The organism is Candidatus Bathyarchaeia archaeon (assembly GCA_041447175.1).
In the GTDB taxonomy this organism is placed as follows: Archaea; Thermoproteota; Bathyarchaeia; order Bathyarchaeales; family Bathycorpusculaceae; genus JADGNF01.
Genome location: CP166960.1, coordinates 853,631 through 873,361 on the forward strand (window position 1 = coordinate 853,631; position 19,731 = coordinate 873,361).

Below are 19,731 nucleotides of genomic sequence, written 5' to 3' on the forward strand. Positions count from 1 at the left end.
ATTTAACTATAAATTCCTGCTACCCTTTTTTTGGGCGTGTTGTTTCTTTGAGTGGGACATCTCAATTCACGGTTTTCACAGTGGGGCACTCTACCCGCTCAATAGACGAATTCCTTAACCTCCTAAAAACGTATGATGTAACTCTGGTGGTTGATGTACGTGCGGTTCCCCGCAGCCGCCACAACATCCAATTCACCAAAGAAACCCTGCCTGAAAGCCTCAAACCCGCGGCCATCCACTACATCCACATACCTGAACTGGGAGGACTGCGCCGAGCTAAACCGGACTCTGAGAACCTTGCCGTCGAAAAGTCACTGCGTGGATACGCAGACTACATGCAGACCAAAGAGTTCACCGAGCACCTGCTAGAGCTGGTTGCGCTGATTCAGCAAAACCGCGTTGCCCTCATGTGCGCAGAAGCGGCGCCTTGGCGTTGCCACCGAAGTCTGCTCTCTGATGCGCTTGTGGCAAGAGGCATTAAAGTGCAGCATATCCTCACGGAAACCAGCAGCACCACTCATGAACTGACCCCCCTTGCAAACGTCGAAGGGACAAAAGTAACCTACTCCCTCTTTGTCAAAGAGAAAACGCAGAAAACACTGTTTGATTTTAACGATGGGGCTACTTAGTTTCGTCGTCCGCTTCCATGGCTTCACGAATCAACTCGACATGCCTAACATTAAGCGGCTTGTTGGTTGCTTTTATGGCGAAGCGTTCTTTCCATCCGCAGTCAGGGCACTCATAACTGGGCGGAACAATACCCATATGTCCCAACAAGTCTCCCCCAGTACTTTTTACCCTTCGCAATCGGGGGCTTTTACATTTGGGGCAAACCAAAATATCCACATGTTGGCCCTGTTGTTCCAACTCCTCCAAAACCTGCGAGACTTCAACCGCGTTCTGAACTGCAACCTCTTCTTCCTGAACCTGCAAAAGGGCAGAGAGCTGTTTTCTTTTTCTCTTTTTCTTTTGTGCTTGAGTTTCAGCCATTTTTTTCGCCCTTAACACATTGAATAAGCTGCAACTATAAGAAAGGCTTTCTGGTACAGGATTTTACCTTAGTACAGTGGTTTACAGAATATGATAAATAGCTCCGCAGCAAACCGTTTCGGGGGAATATGTTTGAACAAAAAAACCACCGCTGCCTTTACGGTTCTTTTAGTTATGCTTGCGTTATCGGTTTCCTTTGCTGCTGCTTACTCACCCAACAGCGTTCCTCAAGCCGCCACGTTTCAAAACATGGACAATACACAACAACAACTATCCGTAACTGTGCCTCTTGTTGTCGGCGCAGGGCTACAGGGTAACTCAACATCGCCGCTTAATCAGCCAACGCGAATAGAAATTTACAACTACATCAAGGACAACCCCGGAGTGCATTTCAGAGGCATATGCGACAAACTGCATCTCTCAGTCGGGGTAGTCCAATACCACCTTGACGTTCTCCAACACGCGGGTTTAATTGACGTTTTTGCGGACGGACAAAACCGACGGTACTTTGACCCCAGAACTTGCACTGAAACAAACGTTGCCCTGTTTTCGCTTTTGCGGCATCAAACAGCCAACAAAATCCTGACCGTTCTTGCCCAGAATGGCTCAGTTCTTCATAAGGACATTGCGTGCAGTCTGGGGATAACCTCGCAGGCACTCAGTTGGCAGATGAAGCAACTTAAAGAGACAGGGTTAATCACCTCTGAAAAATCCGGCGTAAATGTCAGGTACAGCTTAAGCGGGACAAATGTCGTTGCATTAAAATGTGCGCTTGTCCTCACAAGCAGTTCACGAACCTAACTGGACTGTTAGTCAACTGGCATTTGGCTGGAAACCTCTTTTTATGCTTTTAGCTTGGATGCAGGGTGGGCAGATTGTGGAAAAACTATAAGTCTAAACAAAACCGACTAGACCTTGAGCGCTTCAAATATGTCCCGAAAACTAAGCCCCCGCCTCCAAACCGCTCTGCTTTGCCTGCTGCTGTTTGCCGTTGCATTTACAGTTTACTACTTCACGGGTGAAGGGCACCCTACATACTACAACTATTACGTGCGGCTCTCTGACGCGTTTCTCCACGGTAGACTCTACCTGCTGGATAATCCGTCTTGGCTTAACGAGTTAGTTCCCAACCCTTCAGGACCAGGATTTTACGTGGTTTACCCGCCGTTGCCCGCCGTACTCATGACCCCGCTGGTTGCGGTTTTTGGGTTAGAGTTGAATCAAACTTTGGTTTCGCTGGTTGTGGGCTCGACTACGGTAGTCGCCGCGTTTTTCGTAACTAAGGATGTACTGCGTAAAGCTGAGGCGGGGCCGAGCAGTAACCGCCAGACTTACGTATGGGGCGCAGTGCTGTTTGGGTTTGGAACACTCTTTTGGTGGCTTGTCAGCGTGGGCAGCGTGTGGCTCATCGCCCAAGTTTTCTCCGCCTTTTTCCTGCTTTTAGCTATCCATGAAGCATTCAACAAGTCGCGACCATTCGTGATAGGGCTGCTGGTGGGCGCATCGTTTTGGTGCCGCCTACCCACCATTCTATGCATACTCTTCTTCGCAGGCTTACTTATCGCACGAGCCCCAAGCCAAAACTGGACCCAAAAACTTCGCCAATCCCTCAAACCCCTCCTGCTGCTGGCTGCAGGCGCAGCCGTGTTTGTGGCTTTAGACATGGCATACAATTTTGTGCGGTTTGGAAGCCTCTTTGACGTAGCGTACTGGATGATTCCAGGCATACTGGAGGAACCATGGTTTCACTTGGGTCTCTTTAACTTAGCTTACATCCCCGAAAACTTGGTGCCTTTCCTGACGGGGCTGCCCACCTTTGACTGGACAGCGCCGTTTATGCATGCTCCCATTCAAGGCGTCGCCATTTGGTTCACCACCCCTGCGTTCGTGTTTGCTTTGCGCTCCAAGCTCCGCGACGCCGTCACATGGTCCGCTTGGGCAGCTATCTTCGCGGTTGCTTTTGTCATCTTCACCAAAGGCTTGTCTGGGTGGGGCTGGGGGTACCGATATGCAATGGATTTCTACCCGTTTTTGTTCGTTTTAGCCATACGCGGTATGGGTGTTAAGCTACGTTGGTACCATAAACTGCTCATTGGTTTAGGCGTTGCCATAAACTTGTGGGGTGTTATCGCCTTTAATATGTTCCAAGGTTAACCGCTATGTTGAGTGGTTGGTGAAGCCTTTTTTCTTTGGTGACGCCAAATCAGGAACGCCCCAATTGACCCCGCCAAAACCGCCGCAACCGCAACAATGCCGTATTGTGATAAATTGGTGATTTCTTGCCACTGAGCGCCCAACCAATACCCTGCGTAAATTAGCAGCGCATTCCACAGAAGACTGCCCACCGTGGTGTAAACCGTGAATTTAAGCAAGGGCATTTTGACCGCGCCTGCGGGGAACGAAACGATTGTGCGCAACCCCGGAATTAACCGACCAAAGAAAACCACGATGGCACCGTATTTGTTAAACCAGTTGCTGGCGGTGTTTAACTGGTTTTGTGTAACAAAGACTTTGCCTAAAATGCCGTGGTTTGAGAGAACATGGACTGCTTTGAGTCCGATGTAGTAGGCTATAAGCGACCCCACCAAGCCGCCCAATGTTGCAGTAGCAATTGATAACAAAAAGTGTAGTTCGCCACGCAAAACCAAGTACCCCACAAACGGCAAAATCGCCTCACTGGGTATGGGTAAGCTGGTGGCTTCTAAAAGCATCAAAATAAACACGCCCGTATAGCTCCAAGCGGAGATAGTCGCCGTTACATTCTGAGAGAGAAACAGGATCCCTTCAAAGAGGAATTTCAGGGTTCCTGAAGTGAGGGGTACACCAGCTAAATATAGAATAACCAGAACAAATATGACAGCCACTACTACAGCAAGGCTGATTTGGATTGGTTTTTTACGTATCCACTTTGGCTTAGGCTGGGTTGGCAAACACATCACTTTTCTTAATGCTGTGCTTCCATTTAACTTTCAGCCCAAAAAACTATCCTGCAGCTACAAACACTACATAGCTCCTGTACCAGTGGAACCTGAATTAGACACGTACAAGTTAGGCAAACAATTTATTTCCAAAAACAGAAAGAAACATGTGGCGTTTGTGATGAAATACAAGATGCTCATACCCATCGAGAAAAACATCGAGCATTATGCCGGAAAAGAAGCCGCCGCAACGGTCATGGAAGGAAGCACGAACATCAACGAAAAAACCGACAAAAAGAAAACCGCCCTCTGGACAAAAGCAGCCATGGACCGCCTCGACAGCACAGTTAATGAACCCATACGAATTCAAATTATGAATAGCTGCGGCGCCAACTGCGCAGAAATCAACAAACGCGTCATCCAAAAAGCCCTTGCCAGAAGAAAAAAATTTGACTCAACAGCGGATTTTTTGAAAGCGGAAATGGAAAACCCGCAGAAAGGTACAAGGCTTCTCTGGGAGGGCAAGCAGCTTTTTCAGTTTTATACGCCGCAGGCGTTTACTCATCCGATGCGTTGTTACTGCGGTTTGATAAGAGCCCTGCCCTCAGGCACTGTCATGTCAAAAACTTATTGCCACTCCCTCTGCGCAGAGGGGTTTGTCAAGAAATACTGGGAAACCGTCGTGGGAAAACCCGTGGGCGTTCAGTTCGTTGAAAGTGCCGTTTCAGGGGCTTCAGAATGCAAGTTTGCAATCCACCTCTGACGCGCTTTTAGTTTCTTAGTCAGAGCTTAGGGTTCGGGTTTTCTGCAGGGCCAATAAACGCTGTGGTTAGCTTGCTTGTGTTTATACCCGCCGTCAGAAACCGAGAGCATATGTCCACAGTTTTTGCACTTCATGGTTTCATCAACAGGTTGCTATCTGAAAAACCTAAAGAAACGGAGTCAATAAAAAGTAACCTATCAAAACCTGAATTTTGATGTATCCAGAACTCGCTGTTACATGTGGCGTTGATTGTTTGTTGCCGCGGTTTTTGTGGGTGTTTCCTCTGCCTTTAAATAGGAGTTTTTAAAAATAGTTTGGGTTGTGGGGCCGTAGTATAGACAGGTATTACGACGGGCTCCAGAAGCTACTTGAACGGGTATGCTGACCCTTCGGGGAATGACGAAGTTCTGGAGCTGTAGATACCCGTAGGTCGTCGGTTCAAATCCGGCCGACCCCACCAACATTTTTATCACGCTTAATGAGAAAAAACCAACCTACAGGCACCAAATATTTGCCACGATGCCACCCTGAAAGCGAAAGGTTAAAGAGGGAACTCCTCTGCTTTAAGCTGGGTTTGCCGGCCATTGGGCGCGGGTTCCACCTGATCCCGTTCCGAACTCAGAAGTTAAGCCGTGTTCCGTTCCCTGCTGTATTGCGGTCTTCGGCCGCGAGAACCCGGGAAAGCTGGCAACCCATTTCGGCATCTTTAATTGTTTACTTAGATTTGGCTAAACTTTATTACCAACCGCAAATAGTTTTGAAGAGATGTGATAAAGAAATGATTAACCCGCTGGCTCAGTCACCAATCTTTACTAACCAATTCGGCATCGGTTCAGGCGATCCTGTCCTAACAATATTGAGTTTACTCTCTTACCTTTTCATCTTCGTCTTCATCTTCTACGGCCAACGAATCCAAATGTACGTCATGATTCGGGAAGTAGAAAACTCCCTCTTCAAGCTGAAGCTGATGAAGGAAGAAGGACGCAAAACCGCTGTGGAAACCATCAAAGAAATCGGAAAACCCACCACTGACCCATCCAGCAAGGTTGACCGATACTTAGACTACTTCACCATATCCCCACAAAACATGGACCCCGCAGGCATAGTCAACAAACTGGACCACATCCTTGACGTCCGAGACCAACGTATGAAAGACGAAGTAAAACTGATGGCTCCCGCCAGCGACGAAGTTCAAGTTTACAACTTAGAAAACACCTTGGAAGCAGCAATGGCGCTTAACTTTATCTACAAAGTCGTACGCCACTACTATCTACAAGGCAAGAAAACGCTCAGCCTATACACCATCATGCAGCTACAGATGATTCTGCCCATGGTAATGAAAGAAGCAGAAGCCTACGCAAGCGCGCTAAAGGCCTTCGCTTACGGTCAACCCATCGGAGACGGAGCAGGTCCCCTCATCGCCGCCCGAATTATGCACGGTCAAGAAGTCCACAAAATCCCCAAAGACTGCGTATACGCCGAGGTGCCCTTTGAAAACCGCACTGCCTTAGTGATGAAGGCTGAAGGCCCAGGCGGAAACGTGGGTAAACCTGGCGAGGCAGTACAGTACCTATTGGAGGAATACAAGGGCAAAGTCACGGCGGTCGTAATGATTGACGCAGGCTTGAAACTAGAAGGCGAGGCTCTTGGTGAAATTGCGGAAGGAATCGGCGCAGCAATCGGCGGACCCGGTGTAGACCAGTTCAAGATTGAAGAAGCTGTCGTCGAACAAAAGATTCCGCTGTACGCTGTCATCATAAAAGAGGACATCGGCGACGCGGTTTCGATGATGCGTAAAGAAATCTCCGATGCAGCCGACAAAGCCATTGAACGAATCCGAGAGGTCATTAAAGAAAGAACGCAAGAAGGCGACCATGTGGTAATAGTCGGTGTAGGCAACACAATTGGAGTAGGACAATAGGAGACATGAAAATGACAAACCAAGCTAACTCTACAGGCGCAAACAAAATTTCAACTTTGGTTATGGCCGCTATCTACATAACCCTCATCCTGTCCATCGTTGCAATCGGCGTTGGCATAGCCGCTTTCTACGAGACCGGCACCTACGAAGTCACGCTATACCTACTTGCCATAGGCTTCATCGCAATGGCTCTCTCCGGATACTACCTGCTGCAATCCCGCAAACACACTGCAAACCTAAAGATTGAAGCTCCAAAAATCCTCACCACCATCGAATGTGTCAAATGCAGCATCAAAACCACCCGAGACTTCCAACGCGGCGACTACGTCTACAAAGAAATCGAGAAATGCAGCAAATGCGAGGATATGCAGGTTATCACGGCAATTTACCGTGAACCCACCGCCAAAGAAAAAGAGAAAGAAAAACCCGCAGCCGTCTAAGTTAAGTGGCAGTATTTAATAAGAAAACAATGTGGATTTAGACGGTTAATAACCACATTTCCTTCTTTTCTAAAAATTTTTAAACAAGAAGTGTAAGCTACGGTGTCTCGCCGGCTTTCTTCAACAATTCATCAAGCAAAAGAAGGTCTTCTGTTACTTTCTGACGGTTAACTGTTTTTGCTCTTGCTCGATGTAAAATGACTTTGAAGCCTTCCAGTCGTTCTCCTGTTTCTAAGTATCGTTTGATGAGTTCTCTTTCATGTTCCGATAGTAGGCCGCTGTGCATAGCCATCATGAACTAAGTGTGATGGTTTCTTATATAAGGTTAATGTTTGTGGTTTCTGCGTTTGGTTGCTTATTTAGTAACCTTTATTAGATTGGTCTTGGTTACAAATTATGTAACCAGTAAGGAGTAACCCAATATGGAAACCGTGACGATTCAAACCAACAAGAAAATGAGCTACCAAGAATTCTGCGCAGCAAACAAGCTGCCAACGTGCCCTAACAGAACCCGAGTCTTCCCAGAGTACGGCACCGTGTTCTGTGAACGCACAAACGACCAACTTGACATCTCCTACTGCAAAAAATGCAGCGCGGCACGCCGCGAAAGAATGAGCTTGGACTGGTGAACGGAGACAAGAGCATATGAGAAAAATGTCCAAAGCAGAATTAATATACAACAATCCCACAAACAGAGACGCAGAACGGGTAGCAGTAAGTCTTCCAAAGGTTGAGCTTCACCTATTGAAAAGCCAGCATCCTGATGAGTCAATCGAACAGGGTCTGGTCGCTTTAATTCACGAGTATGCCGATAAGGAGGTGACGTGATGGTGAAAGTGGAGGTTGAGGTCGATTTAGGTATGCTTCAGTTTTGCCTGCGGTCTTTGCCATACCTGAGTTATGATTCGCCTGAAGACCTGGTTAAGGACGCGGTCGCTTCGCGGATGGAGAAGATGCTTCATCTCGCCGCACTTGCTCATGAAAACCCAAGCATCCAGACGTATCCCCAACAACCGACAATAGGAGATTACCCTAAAAAGTGAGGCCTCACGAATAAGAGAAACTGCTAAAGCTACAGGTTTATGAGGAATTGCTCCAACTTCTCAAATTTAGCAGGGTCTTCCCCTATTTTTGCTAATTTTCCATTATCCCTTCCCTTTTGTTCTCTTTTTCTTTTTCCCCTTCACTTTCTGGAAACTTCAAAGTTAAATATGGCGAATTCTTGTCCAGCCTTTATCGGTCACGGGAGCTGTCCGAGCCATTTACATCCCCCTTCATTTTCCTAACCTATACAGCTAGTTTATGCAGTTAAACGCTACTTAAGCTTTCAATAATAACTCCTGAGCTGTTGTTTCTGATTTTGCTATGTTCTGCTAAGTCATTTTGTGGGTGTAGAGGGGGGGGGGGGGTGATTGGGGCTTGTTTTGGGGTTATTTTCTTTCGCTGTCTTAAATTTTAAGTTCAGTATCCCACATGTTGTCCTCTACCGCATCTACAACTTCCTTAATCACGTACCATTCCCCTTTTAGGTAAACACGGTAAGTGGGCAAATACGCCGCGTCCCCATCCACAATAACAGGGTCAAGCATACGCGGACTCCTCCAGTAATGCAAGCGCTCGCAAGGTGCATTCTGCGTCGCTGTTTAGGCTGGTGTCAACTTCAGGGGCAGCCTCCACGATACCCCAAGCCTCCGCTTGACTGTATGTGTTGTTTTCAGTTGCACGAAAAGCACCCTCCCCAAAGTTTACACCGTCCAAATAGAAACCAAGACTATACTTTGAGAACTCGAAGTACCATTCGATAACGGTTATGTTTGTCCAGTCCGGGCTACCCGACTTCTTCCAAACCCCCGCCAACCCCTGTGACGGACCCACTTCTAAACGCTTGCTCTCTTCAACGCTTTGGGGTTCGGCAAATGACGCAAAAATCTTAAGTGTCCCATCAGGTTATCTTTATAGCTATGCCGAGACGCAGAACGCCAGCTCGTGAGGTTTATGTCGTAGAAGACCTTAACCAGGCACTCCAAGGGTTGCCTACCGATCATAAGTTTAAGAAATGGATTAACGGCATGAAACTTGTTCTCAAAGAGCACATGTTTTCAGGCGATCTTATTGGAAAAAGCTTGGTTCCAGCGGTTTATGTCGAAAAATATGGTGTTAACAACTTGTACCGCTACGAGCATCCAGAAGGGCACCGCTCCTGCTACACCATAGCAGAAGGCTGCGTGTACATCCTTGATATAATGACTCATGCAGAATACGATTTGAAGTTTGGTTACAAGACAACTTAGATTTTGACGCTTGTTTTTATCATAGCTGCTAACTTAGGATTGTTGACGCCTGTGTATATTATGTGGTCTGAGTTGGAAGCGATTTTTCCAGAAGCCTCCAGATAATCTAAGGCGCGTTTGAAGGTTTGGTACTGCATTTTTTTGGGTAGGCTCTTCCAGAGTTGTGTTCTTGTCGGGTGTTCTTTAGCGTCTAAGATGGCTTTCTCAATCATTAGGAGTGTGCTTAATGTTGGTTCGTGAAGAACTTTTTCCACCATATTTTTCAGCTCACGTTTCAGGTACGTTATTCAAACGCTAATACTATAACACAGATACAGTTATATAAACTTATACAATAAAGAAATGTGTTTGCGCCACCCACTGCATTGAACTATGGCCTCTCGAAAGCAACCCAAAATGTTTGAAACCTTGGATTTCTTATATTTAGGGAAATTTTCCCTAATTTCTTTCCCTTTTTCAGGGCGTCCAATGGGGTGATTCCTTTTTTCTTTTGCTTCCAGAGCCTCACCCTGACAGTTCAGTATATTTTAGGGACATTTAAGGACATTTTTAAACAAAAGTACACGTCAGGGCTTCTCGCCGGCTTTCTTTAACAATTCATCAAGCAAAAGAAGGTCTTCTGTTACTTTCTGGAGGTTAACTGTTTTTGCTCTTGCTCGATGAAAAATGACTGTGAAACCTTCCAGCTGTTCTCCTGTTTCTAAGTATCGTTTGATACGTTCTCTTTCATGTTCCGATAGTATGCCGTTGTGCATAGCCGCCTGCAGTCCCCGCTGCAGAAATGGTCAAAGAACAGTGTGGAAGATTGTAGATTTCTATGCGGGTTTTCGCAGGCAAAACAGAACTCAACAGGATGTCTCCCTGCAAAACTTAGCTTTCACTGCCGCGTCAAAGGGGTCAAGGTTTTCAGTTGTTTGTTTTGGCTTTGCTTTGGTGAACGTGCCCGCTTTGTTGAATGCTTTTTCGTAGGCAACGTCAAAGGGATCTCTTTTTTCTGCTGCGTTTTCCAGTGATTGTTTTTGTTCTGAGGGTTGCTGGTGTTTAGCCTTCAGTATGTTGATTAAGAGGCGGTCTGCAAATTCTTCTGGAGTTTCCATCAAACTACACCTCCCTGAATGTTTGATGATGAGAGGTGTTTCTGAATGGCTTTATCCAGGTCGCTTTTTCGAATGATGGATTTTGTTTTCAGGTCGTTTAATATGGCCTTTTGTTTTGCCTCACAGAGGAGGGTTAGTCTATAGTCGATGTTTTTCAATTGTTGATTTGCATAGACTTCAGCCTTGGAGAGCAAAGCGTCGATAGTGTCGAGTGCGCGGGATGTTATGATGTTCATTGTTTTCTCTATTTCGGCGCGTCGGTTTTCGGGTAGTTTATCCTTGATTTGATGTTCGTCCAAGTGCGCTTTGGACCTGCTGAGTTCAAGCCCCATTTTTTGGCGCATTGCAACTTCAAAATAGAATTCTGCCGCCTCTTGTTCGTCCGGAGTTAAGTTGTCTAACATTGTTTTTCCTCTTTTTGCTTCTGATTTTGGGTCCTTAATTTTGAGATATTTTCTACAACCGCCAATAGTTCTTTTTGCCACTGGTCAGCCCGCAACTTGACGTATTTTTCAAGTTCAACCTGTTTTTCTTCAATCTTTTCATCTATTAGACATATATTTTTGACGAATTGGTTTCTAAGGGCTTCTTGCTCAGGCACAGGTAGTTTTTTGAAGTCAGACAGAACCCCGATTTCTAAATTGAAAATTTCAGTATATTTCTTGCAGGTTTTAGCCCTCTCTCTGCGTTTCCGCAAGTATTCCCGCATATATTCGTTTGAACTATGGGCAGGCATATTTCTTAATCCCTATCAAATATCGGATAGGAAAGGTTAATATAAACGTTCCTATACTATTTTTGATAGGAAAGCGCGTTTGTATCATCTTCGGTACGGCTCAAACACTGACAAAAAAACCGCACTACATCGGCTCTGTATACCAGCGTCAACAGCTGGTCGCCACCCACAAACCGCGCTGCCAAAAAGGAAGATAGAAGATGATGACCGAAACAAATGCCATAATCCTAAAAGTAATGGGAAAAAAATCGTCAATTTTAGACCTTTTGAACGCTATAGAAAAAATGTATCCCCTACATATCCGCAGTGAACTATTGCAGAATGACCGAGATGGTGGATACCACGTTTTTGAACACCTTATAATTCAAGAGGGAACCGCCAATGAATCAAAGCGCTGTTGACGTCAAAGAGGTCTTAGCGGAAGTTCGCCTCATCCTACAAGAGACACTGAAAATCTTAGACAACGAAAACGATGCATCCAAAAGGAACAAGCGATTCCAATGACAATGCAACTAAACGTCGACTTTATCTGGTGTAGATACTGCCAAACCGTGAATTCAAAGTGGAGAGACCGCTGCCGAAAATGCGGCGAATTTCTGGGGGAATAAAAACATAATTCCAATCGGGGACCCCTTCAAACTAGACATTGACGTAACGCCTGACACTCCAATAGATGAGATCCCCGACAGCTACACAAAAGGCATAAAGCAAAAGCTAATCGATAAAGAGGCAGAACGAAAAACCCTAGAAATAGCCCTAGAAGAGCTAAGCGTAAACCCCGATGTTGAATCCGTTTTAATGAGTGAAATACACAAAACCGTCAGCCACTACGACAATCACATTATCCGCGTATCTTTGGCTGCAGGATTAAGCACATACAACAAGCCCCTAAACTTGGCTTTAAAAGCAGAGTCAGGCAGCGGCAAAACATACTGCACAATCGAGACAACCAGCTTTTTACCCGACGAAGACATAGAGACACTAAACTATGTTTCGCCCAAAGTTTTCATCCATGAGAACGGCCAAGCCATGGTCACAATAGACGGCGAAGATGTACCGTTTGACAGCATACCTGAACCCGTAAAGCCAGACCCCGCCGATGAACCAGACAAAAGCATCTACGCACAGCTCTGTAGAAACTACAATGAAGAAATGAAACGCTACCGGGAACTCAAACGCCAAGTATTCTATCAAATCGATCTGCGCAACAAAATACTGGTTTTCATGGAAGGAATAGACCAAAAACTCTTCACCATGCTCAAAACTACAATGAGCCGCGACAACGAAAACCATGGATACAATGACAGCAAATACGTGGATGAAAAAGGAAGCGTGCACAAAACTCGACTTCTTGGTTCGCCAGTGATGATTTTCAACAGCGTAGACAGCGGAGAGTACAATAACGAGTTTGCGACCCGATGCTTAACAGCAACTCCTAACACCAGCCAAAACAAGATCAAGGCAGCCATGGAAATCTCAGCTAAAAAAGCAGCCTACCCTTGCCTATTCAACAACAATCGATTCCAGAAGCGACTACTAAAAGAGTATTTCCGCAAAATCCGAGAAACCATGAAAAAAGGAAACATAAGCGTAATCAGCCCATACGACGGGCTAAACACAATCTTCAATGGCGACTCAACACGGTACATGAGAGACTTTAACAAATTCATAGAATTAATTGCCCCCTTCGCAATCCTTCACCTATACCAGCGCCCAGTCGTAATTTTAAACGATCAAAGATACCTGGTCCCGACAATTCGAGACGTTTTAGACGCCAAAGACACATTCGACAAAATCATAGAGACCACCCAAACAAACGCGGATAACCGATTAATCCAGTTCTATTGGGAAACAGTCTCAAAACATCAAGGAGACGGCACAACTTTAGAAGTAATAACCGACGAATATAACCAAGGTAAAAAACGGAAACTTACCAGCCGAACAATCTATGGATGGTTGGAGCAGCTAACAAAACTAGAGTGGGTAGACGCACGTAAAGGCGAACAACTTACAAGCAAGGGGTATGTTGACCAGCAAAGAATCACGTATCACCCGTTAAAAAACCGCGAAACTTCTTTGAATATGCTAATCAAAGAAGATTTAAAGCCCGTTTTACAAGAACAGTTCAAAAAATGGCTGAAAACTTCTTTGGAAAAAGGCTGGCTCCGCACCCCTTTCATCATTCCTAGAATCGACGGTTCAGCTTTCGAAATAACATTAGAAGAACTTGAAAGAGTAATTTTAGACACCGAGGAAAAAAACGCAGTAATTTCCAAAGAAGATTTTACGCCCAAATCAAGCACCAATCAAGAAAATAAGGCTGAAAACCTTTTGATTCCTGAAAACAAAAAAATAGAAGAGTTTATGCTACCGCCAAATGAGCCACACCCATGCGAATTTTACAACTGCGGATTGGAAGCGACACACTACATCAAAACCAAAGACGCAGACGAAAGCTACTTCTGCAAAACACATTTCCGCGAAATGCGCAAAGAATGCGAATCCGTAAACATGAAACTGGAATCCCGACAGGAGAGTCAATAATGACCGAACAAAAAACCACCGAAGAACCAACATTAAACCAACAGAAAAAGAAGCACAGAACAAAGCTGTTCGCCCATTTAGACCACGTAATACGCCTATCTGACGAAAAACTTAGCAGTAAAGGCAACAGCGACAAAGCAAAGCAAGGTTGGGCCCGAGTTATGACTACTGCAATAGCCACGTATGGAACCCTGCTCAAAGATACAGAGTTAGAAACAATAGAAGAGCGCTTAACCAAAATAGAGGCTGAACGCACATTGGAAAAATGGAAGTAACCAGAAAGGAGGTGTGAAACATCAAAAGTATAATCAGAAGAATTGAAAAAATTGAGCGCCAAACCACGGCCCCACGCTGGAAAGTAGCAATCCAAGATTGTACAACCGACGGTCTCTTCCGTGGTGACTGCGGCGACGGCTTAACCCAAGAACAGTTTAGCAAATGGACAGAAAGCCAAGACAAAAACACTCAGATAATCATCATTAAACTGTCTTGCACTTTGGATGCCTTAAATGTGGTTGTTGAGAACCATGCCGACAAAAACACTGAAGACCTGCTGAGAGAATACGATGAAATAATCGCTCAGCAGGTGAACGAAGAGGTCAATAGACGGGCGGACACAATAATTAAGTTTAGCTGTGAAGAAAACAAAGAAACGGAGCAAACGCAGGAACCTTAATGCGTATCCATGCCTATTTCTTCTCTTCAAGTTTCTTCTCAAGTTCAATAACTCGTTTAAGCAAAACTTCAATGCCTTCTTTGGAGCTCTCTATTTTCTGCATTTTCTCTTTAAGCTCCACACCAGTTCTAACAAGCGATTCAATGACCTGGTCTTTCTCCGCTACCTTAGCCGATAATTCCTCAAGTTCTTCCTTTACTTTTTCGTCATATTCGGTTTGAGCAACGTCAGTTAACCGTAAGAACGCATAGACTTTTTTGGCGGCGTCAACAAAACTGTCCATCATCTGCTTGTAGCCGCCATACTCCATCTCTATACTGCTGGCGTGCCCCATCATTGCCTCTTTGGTTTTAGGATAAATACCAGCGGCCTTCAAAGAATCTTCAAAAGCGTCACGAAGATTAGTTGGCTTAAACCCCTTTACTTCATGTAGTTTGGGGACGTTCTGAATGATGCAGCTTACAACTTGCGTAACTGCCTTGTTATTTAAGGGTCCCTCTCTGCCAAGAAGCAACGGACCCGCTTCTTCTCCCCTAATCTTCATGTATGCGTTTAATGCGCTGCAAACATCCGGCATAGACACGCCTCTGATGACTTCGCCTGTTTTTGAACGGCTGCGCTCAAAATACTGCCACGGCTCAGAAGGGTAATCGCCAACGTTTAGAGCTGCTATGTCAACGGGGACAAAGCCATTCTGGTACATGATGGCGATGATGAATTTGTCTCTTGCACAATCCGCATGATCAAGTAACTCGCGGACTTCACTGTTTTCAGGGGAATATTTTCTGTGTCTTCTAGCCTTTGGGAGCTTAATTTCGTTCTTCAAGTCTAAGGCTAAACGTTTAGAGTTGTTGGCAAAGAACCCCTGTATTCTACCTATTACCCCTTGGGTGCTTCTACCCGTGTAGCCTTTGGCTAAAAGGTGCTTGGCGTACAGTTTGACTTGGCGTTCATAGCGTTCCTCGTTTTCTGGGATGCCGCTGAACAAGTCAGATTTGCGGTTGCTGAAGACGGTGTCGGGGTCTTCGCCTAGAAATAGGAAGAACGCGGATAGTTGCCAGTAATAGTTTTCTTTGGTTTCTTCGCTTAACGCGGTTACTGCGCGTTTGATTGATTCATATTCTTGTATAGGTTTGCCGAAGGTTTGCTGGAATTGTTCTTTGTTGGTGGTGCGGCCGTTTTTCTGTTTTCGTTGCTTCAGCATTTTTCATCAATACAAAGTATAGCTACCGTCTATAAATACGTTACTTTCCTACTGGGTGAGCTAACTAAGTTAGGACGGCGCACCCATCTTCTTTTACCAACAACGTATGTTCTGCTTGGGCAACCTTTTTGCGGGATGCTTCCACAAAAACTGGGTAGCCCATAACTGCTTTTGTTGTCAGTAGCTCCTTGAATGCTTCGTGATAACGATTTTTGGGTAACACGCCTTGGAGCCATCTTTCGGTGAAGGGTAAGGTGTGGCAGTTTTCTTCGATGTATTTGACTAACGTTTTTGCGTCAGGATTTTTAGTCTTAGTTTTAGTTTTTACTAAGCGAAAAATTGTTTTTTGAGGTGAATCTTCAACGGTGCCAACAGCGTCCCGCACGGTAACGAAAGGTTCAATGGCGTAGAGTTCGCCTGCCTTGAGTTTGCCCAGTGACATTTGGTGAACGTTGGGTATGCTGGTTCCTGCATGAATCAGGTACCTGCCTACGCTGTGACCCGTCAGGTTCTGGATGGGTCGGAAGCCTCGGTTGGTTATGGCGGTTTCGATGGCTCCACCGATTTTGCCTGGAGACACGTCAGCGCGGACAGTATCAATTGCTGTCTGCAGGGCGGTTTGCGCGACGCCAACCATAACGTCATATTGGGGGTCAAAGCTGACCGTAAACGCTGTATCCGTGACGTAGCCGTCTACATGGGCGCCCATGTCCACTTTGACCACGGCGCGTTCGGGTATAGTGTTTTTGTCGCCTGGCGGAGAAGTGTAGTGGGCGGCAACCTCATTAATGGAGACATTGCAGGGAAATGCTGGTTGAGCGCCCTTTTGCCGAATAAGTCCTTCGGCTTTCTCGCACACCTCAATTATTGGCATGTTTTCTTGAACAAAACCACGGGTTTCTTCGCGTGCTTCCCGCAAAATTTTTCCGGATAAACGGAACTTTTCTAACGCTTCTTCATCATAGAGGGGCATCAGTTTTTCACTTCGACTGCTTAGGGTTCAGTATGCACCACAGGCTTAAATGCCTAACCCATGAAATACATCAGAAAAGAAAAGAGGCAGTGTGCCCGTTTTAGGGCTTGTACATTTTGGGGTCTAAGACCGCGAAGTTGTTTCCGCCTGCGTGATAGAGCATTTTGGCATTTTCCAAGCTGTAGCGTTCAGTGAAGACACCTGGATTAGCGTAAGCTGCCTCCACCAAGCCGACAAACACGGTGTGGTCGCCTGTGGTGACTTGGCTATCGACGGTGCATTCAAGGTGGGCGATGCACTCTTTTATGGCAGGAGCTTTGACTTTGCGGGCGGGAATCGGGGTTAAATCTGCTTTTTTGAATTTGTCAAAGCTTCGTCCACTAAAGGAGCCGCATGCGTAAACGGACTGCAGCAGTTCAAGCGTGGGAATGTTGATAACAAATTCCTTTGATTCGCTGATTAGCGTGTGGCTGTGTCGTTGAGGTGAGAGGCTTATGGCGACCAGTGGGGGCTTGTTGCTGGTTGGCATCGCCCAAGCAACTGTGGTGATGTTGGGTTTGCCAGCTTTACCTACGCATGAGACGAGAACGGTATGCATAGGGTGAAGAAGCCGATAGGCGTACTGAGAGTTAACTTCCAGTTTACCTGCTGACATGACAATTACCGTTTGGTTTCACGTGCCCGACGTTTATTTCTTTTTCTTTAACCCTAAAACCGAAAAACAAACCGCTTCAGCAAAAAGGAAAAGGGACGAATTATTCCCTTATGTGACCCCTACCTAAAACGAAGTATTTAATGGTCGTCAAATGCTGCACGCTCATGGGCCCCCGTGCATGCAGCTTCTGGGTGCTGATGCCGATTTCTGCGCCCAAACCGAACTGGTTGCCGTCGGTGAAGCGTGTGCTAGAATTCCAGTAAACCGCTGCTGAATCCACTTCCTTGATGAATTTCAGTGCCTTGTCAAAGCTGGCGGTGAGGATGGATTCACTGTGTTTGCTGCTGTACTTGTTGATGTGAGCGATTGCTTCATCTAAGCCTGAAACGACTTTTACGCCGATGATGAGGTCTAAAAATTCGGTGCTCCAGTCCTGTTCAGTTGCGGCTTTCACCGTGGGCACAATGCGCTGAGTTTCTTGGTCGCCTCGAACCTCTACGCCTCTCTCGTGCAGTGCTGAAATGGCTTTTGGCAGAAACGTCTCCGCGATGCTAGCATCAACCAGCAGCTTTTCAGCCGCGTTGCACACACCTGGACGCTGGCACTTCGCATTAATAACTATGAGGACTGCGCGTTCAAGGTCAGCGTCTTCGCATACGTAAATGTGGCAGTTGCCCGTGCCTGTCTCGATGACGGGAATCCGTGATTTCTCAACCACTGTCCGAATTAGACTTGCCCCGCCCCGAGGCACCAGCACATCGATGAATTCTCGCATGCTCATGAGTTCCTCTGCTGCGGCGCGGTCAGGATTATCCACCACCTGAATCGCGTCAGCGGGAACCCCCGTGCCCTTTAAGGCGTCGCGAAGGACTTGGCCGATGGCGATGTTGCTGTTAATGGCGTCTGAGCCTCCGCGTAAAATTACGGCGTTGCCTGACTTGATGCATATGCCTGCAGCGTCGGAGGTCACGTTGGGTCTGGATTCGTAAATGACGCCCACCACGCCTAACGGGACTCGGAGTTGCCCGATGATTAAGCCGTTGGGGCGGGTCCACGTTTTTTCGATGCTGCCCACAGGGTCAGCTTGTGCAGAGACTTCATGAAGCTCTTTTGCCATGTTGCTGATCTTCTTTTGGTCAAGGGCTAAGCGGTCTAGCAGGGCGGCTTTCATGCCTTTGGCTTTTGCCGCATCAACATCCAGCTGGTTTGCCGCCAAAATCTTTTCCACATTTGTCTCCAACGCGTTAGCCATTTGGCATAGAGCCGCGTTTTTTTGGGTGTCAGAGAGTTTTGCAACCTCGTAGGATGCTGCGCGGGCTCTCTGGCAGGTTTCCAGTATGGTTGTTTTGCTCATTTTTCTGCCTCAATAAGGTGGATGTTTCGATGCTCAATGACCTCGTTGGGGCAATCAGCACCGAGTTTCTGGTGTACTTCAGTAACGCGTAACCCTCTAATTAGGTTTAACTCTCCACTGGTGTAGTTGGGGTTGCCTTTGGCAAACTCTTTGCCCTCCTCGTCAATGAGGCTCACAACATCACAGGCTTTAAAGTGCCCCACAACTTTTGTAATCCCCACGGGGAGCAGGCTGGAGCCCTCCAAAATGGCGTCTTTAGCGCCCTTGTTCACGTGAATTTGCCCCTTAACCGCGGCGCCATACGCAATCCAACGCTTAATGGCAGGCATCGGCTCATGAGGCTTAAAATAGGTACCCACCTCTTTGCCAGCCAATATGTCCCCAAGGACGTTTTCTCGTCGGCTGTTGGCAATTACAACAGGGATGCCGCATGTGGTGGCAATTTCTGCTGCTCTCACTTTGCTTTGGATGCCTCCCCGCCCAGTTTTACTTTTGCCCTCAAGCGAATTCTTCATGGTCAAAGTAATGTTTTCCACAGAACGGATAACCACGGCGTTGGGGTTTTTGGGGTCACAGGTGTACAAGCCTTCAACATCTGAGAGAATAATCAGCAGGTCGGCTCCTACTGCGTTGGCAACTAACGCTGAGAGGATATCATTGTCGCTGAAGTTGACTTTGTAGCCTTCGTTAACAGGCGTGAGTTCCTCCACGCTGGTCACGTCATTTTCGTTAATTACGGGAACAACCCCCATCTTAAGCAACATCCCCAGCACGTCACATATGTGCACGTATGAAGCTCTGTTGGACAAGTCCTCAGCGGTGAGCAGAACCTGCGCAACTTTCAAGGCTTGTTCGCCGAAAATTTTACGGTACTTCGCCATCAAAACGCCTTGCCCTGTCGCTGCCGCGGCTTGCTGAAACACGATATCCTTGGGTTTCCCCGAGGTGCCCAGTTCCTCTTTTCCCGCAGCCACTGCACCTGAGGTGACAAAAATGATTTTGTCTCCGCCTAAAACGGCAGCTTTAACTTGGCGGGCTAACTGCTGCATTTCCTGCTCGTCAAGTGCTCCATCGGCGGTTGTTAGACCACTTGTTCCGACTTTAACCACAACTAATCTTGAAGACATGTAAATTCCCTTTTTTGTTGCAAATTACACGTGGCACTTGCA

The 19,731-nt window shown here is 46.5% G+C and carries 28 protein-coding genes, 1 tRNA gene and 1 rRNA gene; 16 read left to right on the forward strand and 14 right to left on the reverse strand.

Annotated features, from left to right (window positions below; genetic code table 11):
* Window positions 1-47 precede the first annotated feature (47 nt).
* A complete protein-coding gene (locus ACBZ72_04490) occupies window positions 48-629 on the forward strand; it encodes a DUF488 family protein (GenBank protein ID XES78135.1) in 582 nt (193 codons plus the stop codon).
* Here the strand turns inward: ACBZ72_04490 and ACBZ72_04495 are convergent.
* A complete protein-coding gene (locus tag ACBZ72_04495; protein ID XES78136.1) occupies window positions 622-990 on the reverse strand; it encodes a hypothetical protein in 369 nt (122 codons plus the stop codon). The two genes, ACBZ72_04490 and ACBZ72_04495, sit on opposite strands and share 8 nt — an antisense overlap.
* 132 nt (window positions 991-1,122) lie before the next feature.
* Between ACBZ72_04495 and ACBZ72_04500 the strand changes: the two genes are divergently transcribed.
* Both ACBZ72_04500 and ACBZ72_04505 read left to right on the forward strand, forming a co-directional pair.
* Window positions 1,123-1,791, forward strand: a complete 669-nt coding sequence (locus tag ACBZ72_04500) for a winged helix-turn-helix transcriptional regulator (GenBank protein XES78137.1) — start codon at window positions 1,123-1,125, stop codon at window positions 1,789-1,791.
* A 129-nt stretch (window positions 1,792-1,920) separates the two neighbouring features.
* Window positions 1,921-3,144 (forward strand): hypothetical protein, encoded by a 1,224-nt coding sequence (locus ACBZ72_04505; GenBank protein ID XES78138.1) that lies wholly within the window; start codon window positions 1,921-1,923, stop codon window positions 3,142-3,144.
* Here ACBZ72_04505 and ACBZ72_04510 read toward each other — a convergent pair.
* Window positions 3,141-3,854, reverse strand: coding sequence for a DedA family protein (locus ACBZ72_04510; protein XES78139.1), 714 nt, complete (start codon window positions 3,852-3,854; stop codon window positions 3,141-3,143). The genes ACBZ72_04505 and ACBZ72_04510 overlap by 4 nt on opposite strands.
* Here ACBZ72_04510 and ACBZ72_04515 point away from each other — a divergent pair.
* The 8 genes from ACBZ72_04515 (at window position 3,844) to ACBZ72_04550 (ending at window position 8,075) form a co-directional block, all read left to right on the forward strand.
* A complete protein-coding gene (locus tag ACBZ72_04515) occupies window positions 3,844-4,671 on the forward strand; it encodes a hypothetical protein (protein ID XES78140.1) in 828 nt (275 codons plus the stop codon). The two genes, ACBZ72_04510 and ACBZ72_04515, sit on opposite strands and share 11 nt — an antisense overlap.
* A 323-nt stretch (window positions 4,672-4,994) precedes the next feature.
* Window positions 4,995-5,131 (forward strand) — tRNA-Trp (locus tag ACBZ72_04520).
* A gap of 113 nt (window positions 5,132-5,244) precedes the next feature.
* Window positions 5,245-5,364: ribosomal RNA gene (gene rrf / locus ACBZ72_04525) — 5S ribosomal RNA — on the forward strand.
* Window positions 5,365-5,449: 85 nt separating this feature from the next.
* Entirely contained in the window at window positions 5,450-6,592 is a 1,143-nt protein-coding gene (locus ACBZ72_04530) for a DUF1512 family protein (protein ID XES78141.1), read from the forward strand.
* 11 nt (window positions 6,593-6,603) lie between these two features.
* Window positions 6,604-7,032 carry a hypothetical protein gene (locus tag ACBZ72_04535; GenBank protein XES78142.1) on the forward strand — a complete coding sequence of 143 codons (429 nt, stop codon included), beginning with the start codon at window positions 6,604-6,606 and terminating at the stop codon, window positions 7,030-7,032.
* 422 nt (window positions 7,033-7,454) lie between these two features.
* Window positions 7,455-7,661: a hypothetical protein gene (locus ACBZ72_04540; protein XES78143.1), complete on the forward strand. Its 207-nt coding sequence runs from the start codon at window positions 7,455-7,457 to the stop codon at window positions 7,659-7,661.
* Between the two features lie 16 nt (window positions 7,662-7,677).
* Complete coding sequence (locus ACBZ72_04545; protein XES78144.1) at window positions 7,678-7,860, forward strand: hypothetical protein; 183 nt, start codon at window positions 7,678-7,680, stop codon at window positions 7,858-7,860.
* Entirely contained in the window at window positions 7,860-8,075 is a 216-nt protein-coding gene (locus ACBZ72_04550; protein XES78145.1) for a hypothetical protein, read from the forward strand. The genes ACBZ72_04545 and ACBZ72_04550 overlap by 1 nt, the downstream gene beginning before the upstream one ends.
* A gap of 405 nt (window positions 8,076-8,480) precedes the next feature.
* Here ACBZ72_04550 and ACBZ72_04555 read toward each other — a convergent pair whose 3' ends face one another.
* Both ACBZ72_04555 and ACBZ72_04560 read right to left on the reverse strand, forming a co-directional pair.
* Entirely contained in the window at window positions 8,481-8,621 is a 141-nt protein-coding gene (locus ACBZ72_04555; protein ID XES78146.1) for a hypothetical protein, read from the reverse strand.
* Entirely contained in the window at window positions 8,614-8,907 is a 294-nt protein-coding gene (locus tag ACBZ72_04560) for a hypothetical protein (GenBank protein ID XES78147.1), read from the reverse strand. The genes ACBZ72_04555 and ACBZ72_04560 overlap by 8 nt, the downstream gene beginning before the upstream one ends.
* A gap of 194 nt (window positions 8,908-9,101) precedes the next feature.
* On the opposite strand from ACBZ72_04560, the gene ACBZ72_04565 reads away from it, so the two are divergent.
* Complete coding sequence (locus tag ACBZ72_04565; GenBank protein XES78148.1) at window positions 9,102-9,323, forward strand: hypothetical protein; 222 nt, start codon at window positions 9,102-9,104, stop codon at window positions 9,321-9,323.
* Here the strand turns inward: ACBZ72_04565 and ACBZ72_04570 are convergent.
* The 5 genes from ACBZ72_04570 to ACBZ72_04590 all read right to left on the reverse strand — a co-directional run bounded on the left by ACBZ72_04570 (window position 9,320) and on the right by ACBZ72_04590 (window position 11,156).
* Window positions 9,320-9,580, reverse strand: coding sequence for a hypothetical protein (locus tag ACBZ72_04570; GenBank protein ID XES78149.1), 261 nt, complete (start codon window positions 9,578-9,580; stop codon window positions 9,320-9,322). The genes ACBZ72_04565 and ACBZ72_04570 overlap by 4 nt on opposite strands.
* Window positions 9,581-9,889: 309 nt before the next feature.
* Window positions 9,890-10,078, reverse strand: a complete 189-nt coding sequence (locus tag ACBZ72_04575; GenBank protein XES78150.1) for a hypothetical protein — start codon at window positions 10,076-10,078, stop codon at window positions 9,890-9,892.
* A gap of 90 nt (window positions 10,079-10,168) precedes the next feature.
* A complete protein-coding gene (locus ACBZ72_04580; GenBank protein XES78151.1) occupies window positions 10,169-10,420 on the reverse strand; it encodes a hypothetical protein in 252 nt (83 codons plus the stop codon).
* The gene (locus tag ACBZ72_04585) at window positions 10,420-10,824 is read right to left on the reverse strand and encodes a hypothetical protein (protein XES78152.1); all 405 of its coding nucleotides are present in this window, start codon (window positions 10,822-10,824) and stop codon (window positions 10,420-10,422) included. The genes ACBZ72_04580 and ACBZ72_04585 overlap by 1 nt, the downstream gene beginning before the upstream one ends.
* A complete protein-coding gene (locus tag ACBZ72_04590) occupies window positions 10,818-11,156 on the reverse strand; it encodes a hypothetical protein (GenBank protein XES78153.1) in 339 nt (112 codons plus the stop codon). Before ACBZ72_04590 ends, ACBZ72_04585 begins: the two co-directional genes overlap by 7 nt.
* A 381-nt stretch (window positions 11,157-11,537) precedes the next feature.
* On the opposite strand from ACBZ72_04590, the gene ACBZ72_04595 reads away from it, so the two are divergent.
* The 4 genes from ACBZ72_04595 to ACBZ72_04610 all read left to right on the forward strand — a co-directional run bounded on the left by ACBZ72_04595 (window position 11,538) and on the right by ACBZ72_04610 (window position 14,376).
* Window positions 11,538-11,660: a hypothetical protein gene (locus tag ACBZ72_04595; GenBank protein XES78154.1), complete on the forward strand. Its 123-nt coding sequence runs from the start codon at window positions 11,538-11,540 to the stop codon at window positions 11,658-11,660.
* Window positions 11,661-11,954: 294 nt separating this feature from the next.
* Window positions 11,955-13,700 carry a hypothetical protein gene (locus ACBZ72_04600; protein XES78155.1) on the forward strand — a complete coding sequence of 582 codons (1,746 nt, stop codon included), beginning with the start codon at window positions 11,955-11,957 and terminating at the stop codon, window positions 13,698-13,700.
* The gene (locus ACBZ72_04605; GenBank protein XES78156.1) at window positions 13,700-13,975 is read left to right on the forward strand and encodes a hypothetical protein; all 276 of its coding nucleotides are present in this window, start codon (window positions 13,700-13,702) and stop codon (window positions 13,973-13,975) included. The genes ACBZ72_04600 and ACBZ72_04605 overlap by 1 nt, the downstream gene beginning before the upstream one ends.
* 236 nt (window positions 13,976-14,211) lie before the next feature.
* The gene (locus ACBZ72_04610) at window positions 14,212-14,376 is read left to right on the forward strand and encodes a hypothetical protein (GenBank protein XES78157.1); all 165 of its coding nucleotides are present in this window, start codon (window positions 14,212-14,214) and stop codon (window positions 14,374-14,376) included.
* Between the two features lie 13 nt (window positions 14,377-14,389).
* Here ACBZ72_04610 and ACBZ72_04615 read toward each other — a convergent pair whose 3' ends face one another.
* The 5 genes from ACBZ72_04615 to proB all read right to left on the reverse strand — a co-directional run bounded on the left by ACBZ72_04615 (window position 14,390) and on the right by proB (window position 19,689).
* Window positions 14,390-15,580 (reverse strand): tyrosine-type recombinase/integrase, encoded by a 1,191-nt coding sequence (locus ACBZ72_04615; GenBank protein ID XES78158.1) that lies wholly within the window; start codon window positions 15,578-15,580, stop codon window positions 14,390-14,392.
* A 64-nt stretch (window positions 15,581-15,644) separates the two neighbouring features.
* On the reverse strand, window positions 15,645-16,553 hold the full coding sequence (gene map, locus ACBZ72_04620) for a type II methionyl aminopeptidase (protein ID XES78159.1): 909 nt from the start codon (window positions 16,551-16,553) through the stop codon (window positions 15,645-15,647).
* A 100-nt stretch (window positions 16,554-16,653) separates the two neighbouring features.
* Window positions 16,654-17,208, reverse strand: coding sequence for a flavin reductase family protein (locus tag ACBZ72_04625; GenBank protein ID XES78160.1), 555 nt, complete (start codon window positions 17,206-17,208; stop codon window positions 16,654-16,656).
* Window positions 17,209-17,308: 100 nt separating this feature from the next.
* Window positions 17,309-18,562 carry a glutamate-5-semialdehyde dehydrogenase gene (locus tag ACBZ72_04630; GenBank protein ID XES78161.1) on the reverse strand — a complete coding sequence of 418 codons (1,254 nt, stop codon included), beginning with the start codon at window positions 18,560-18,562 and terminating at the stop codon, window positions 17,309-17,311.
* Window positions 18,559-19,689 (reverse strand): glutamate 5-kinase, encoded by a 1,131-nt coding sequence (gene proB, locus ACBZ72_04635; GenBank protein ID XES78162.1) that lies wholly within the window; start codon window positions 19,687-19,689, stop codon window positions 18,559-18,561. Before proB ends, ACBZ72_04630 begins: the two co-directional genes overlap by 4 nt.
* Window positions 19,690-19,731 lie beyond the last annotated feature (42 nt).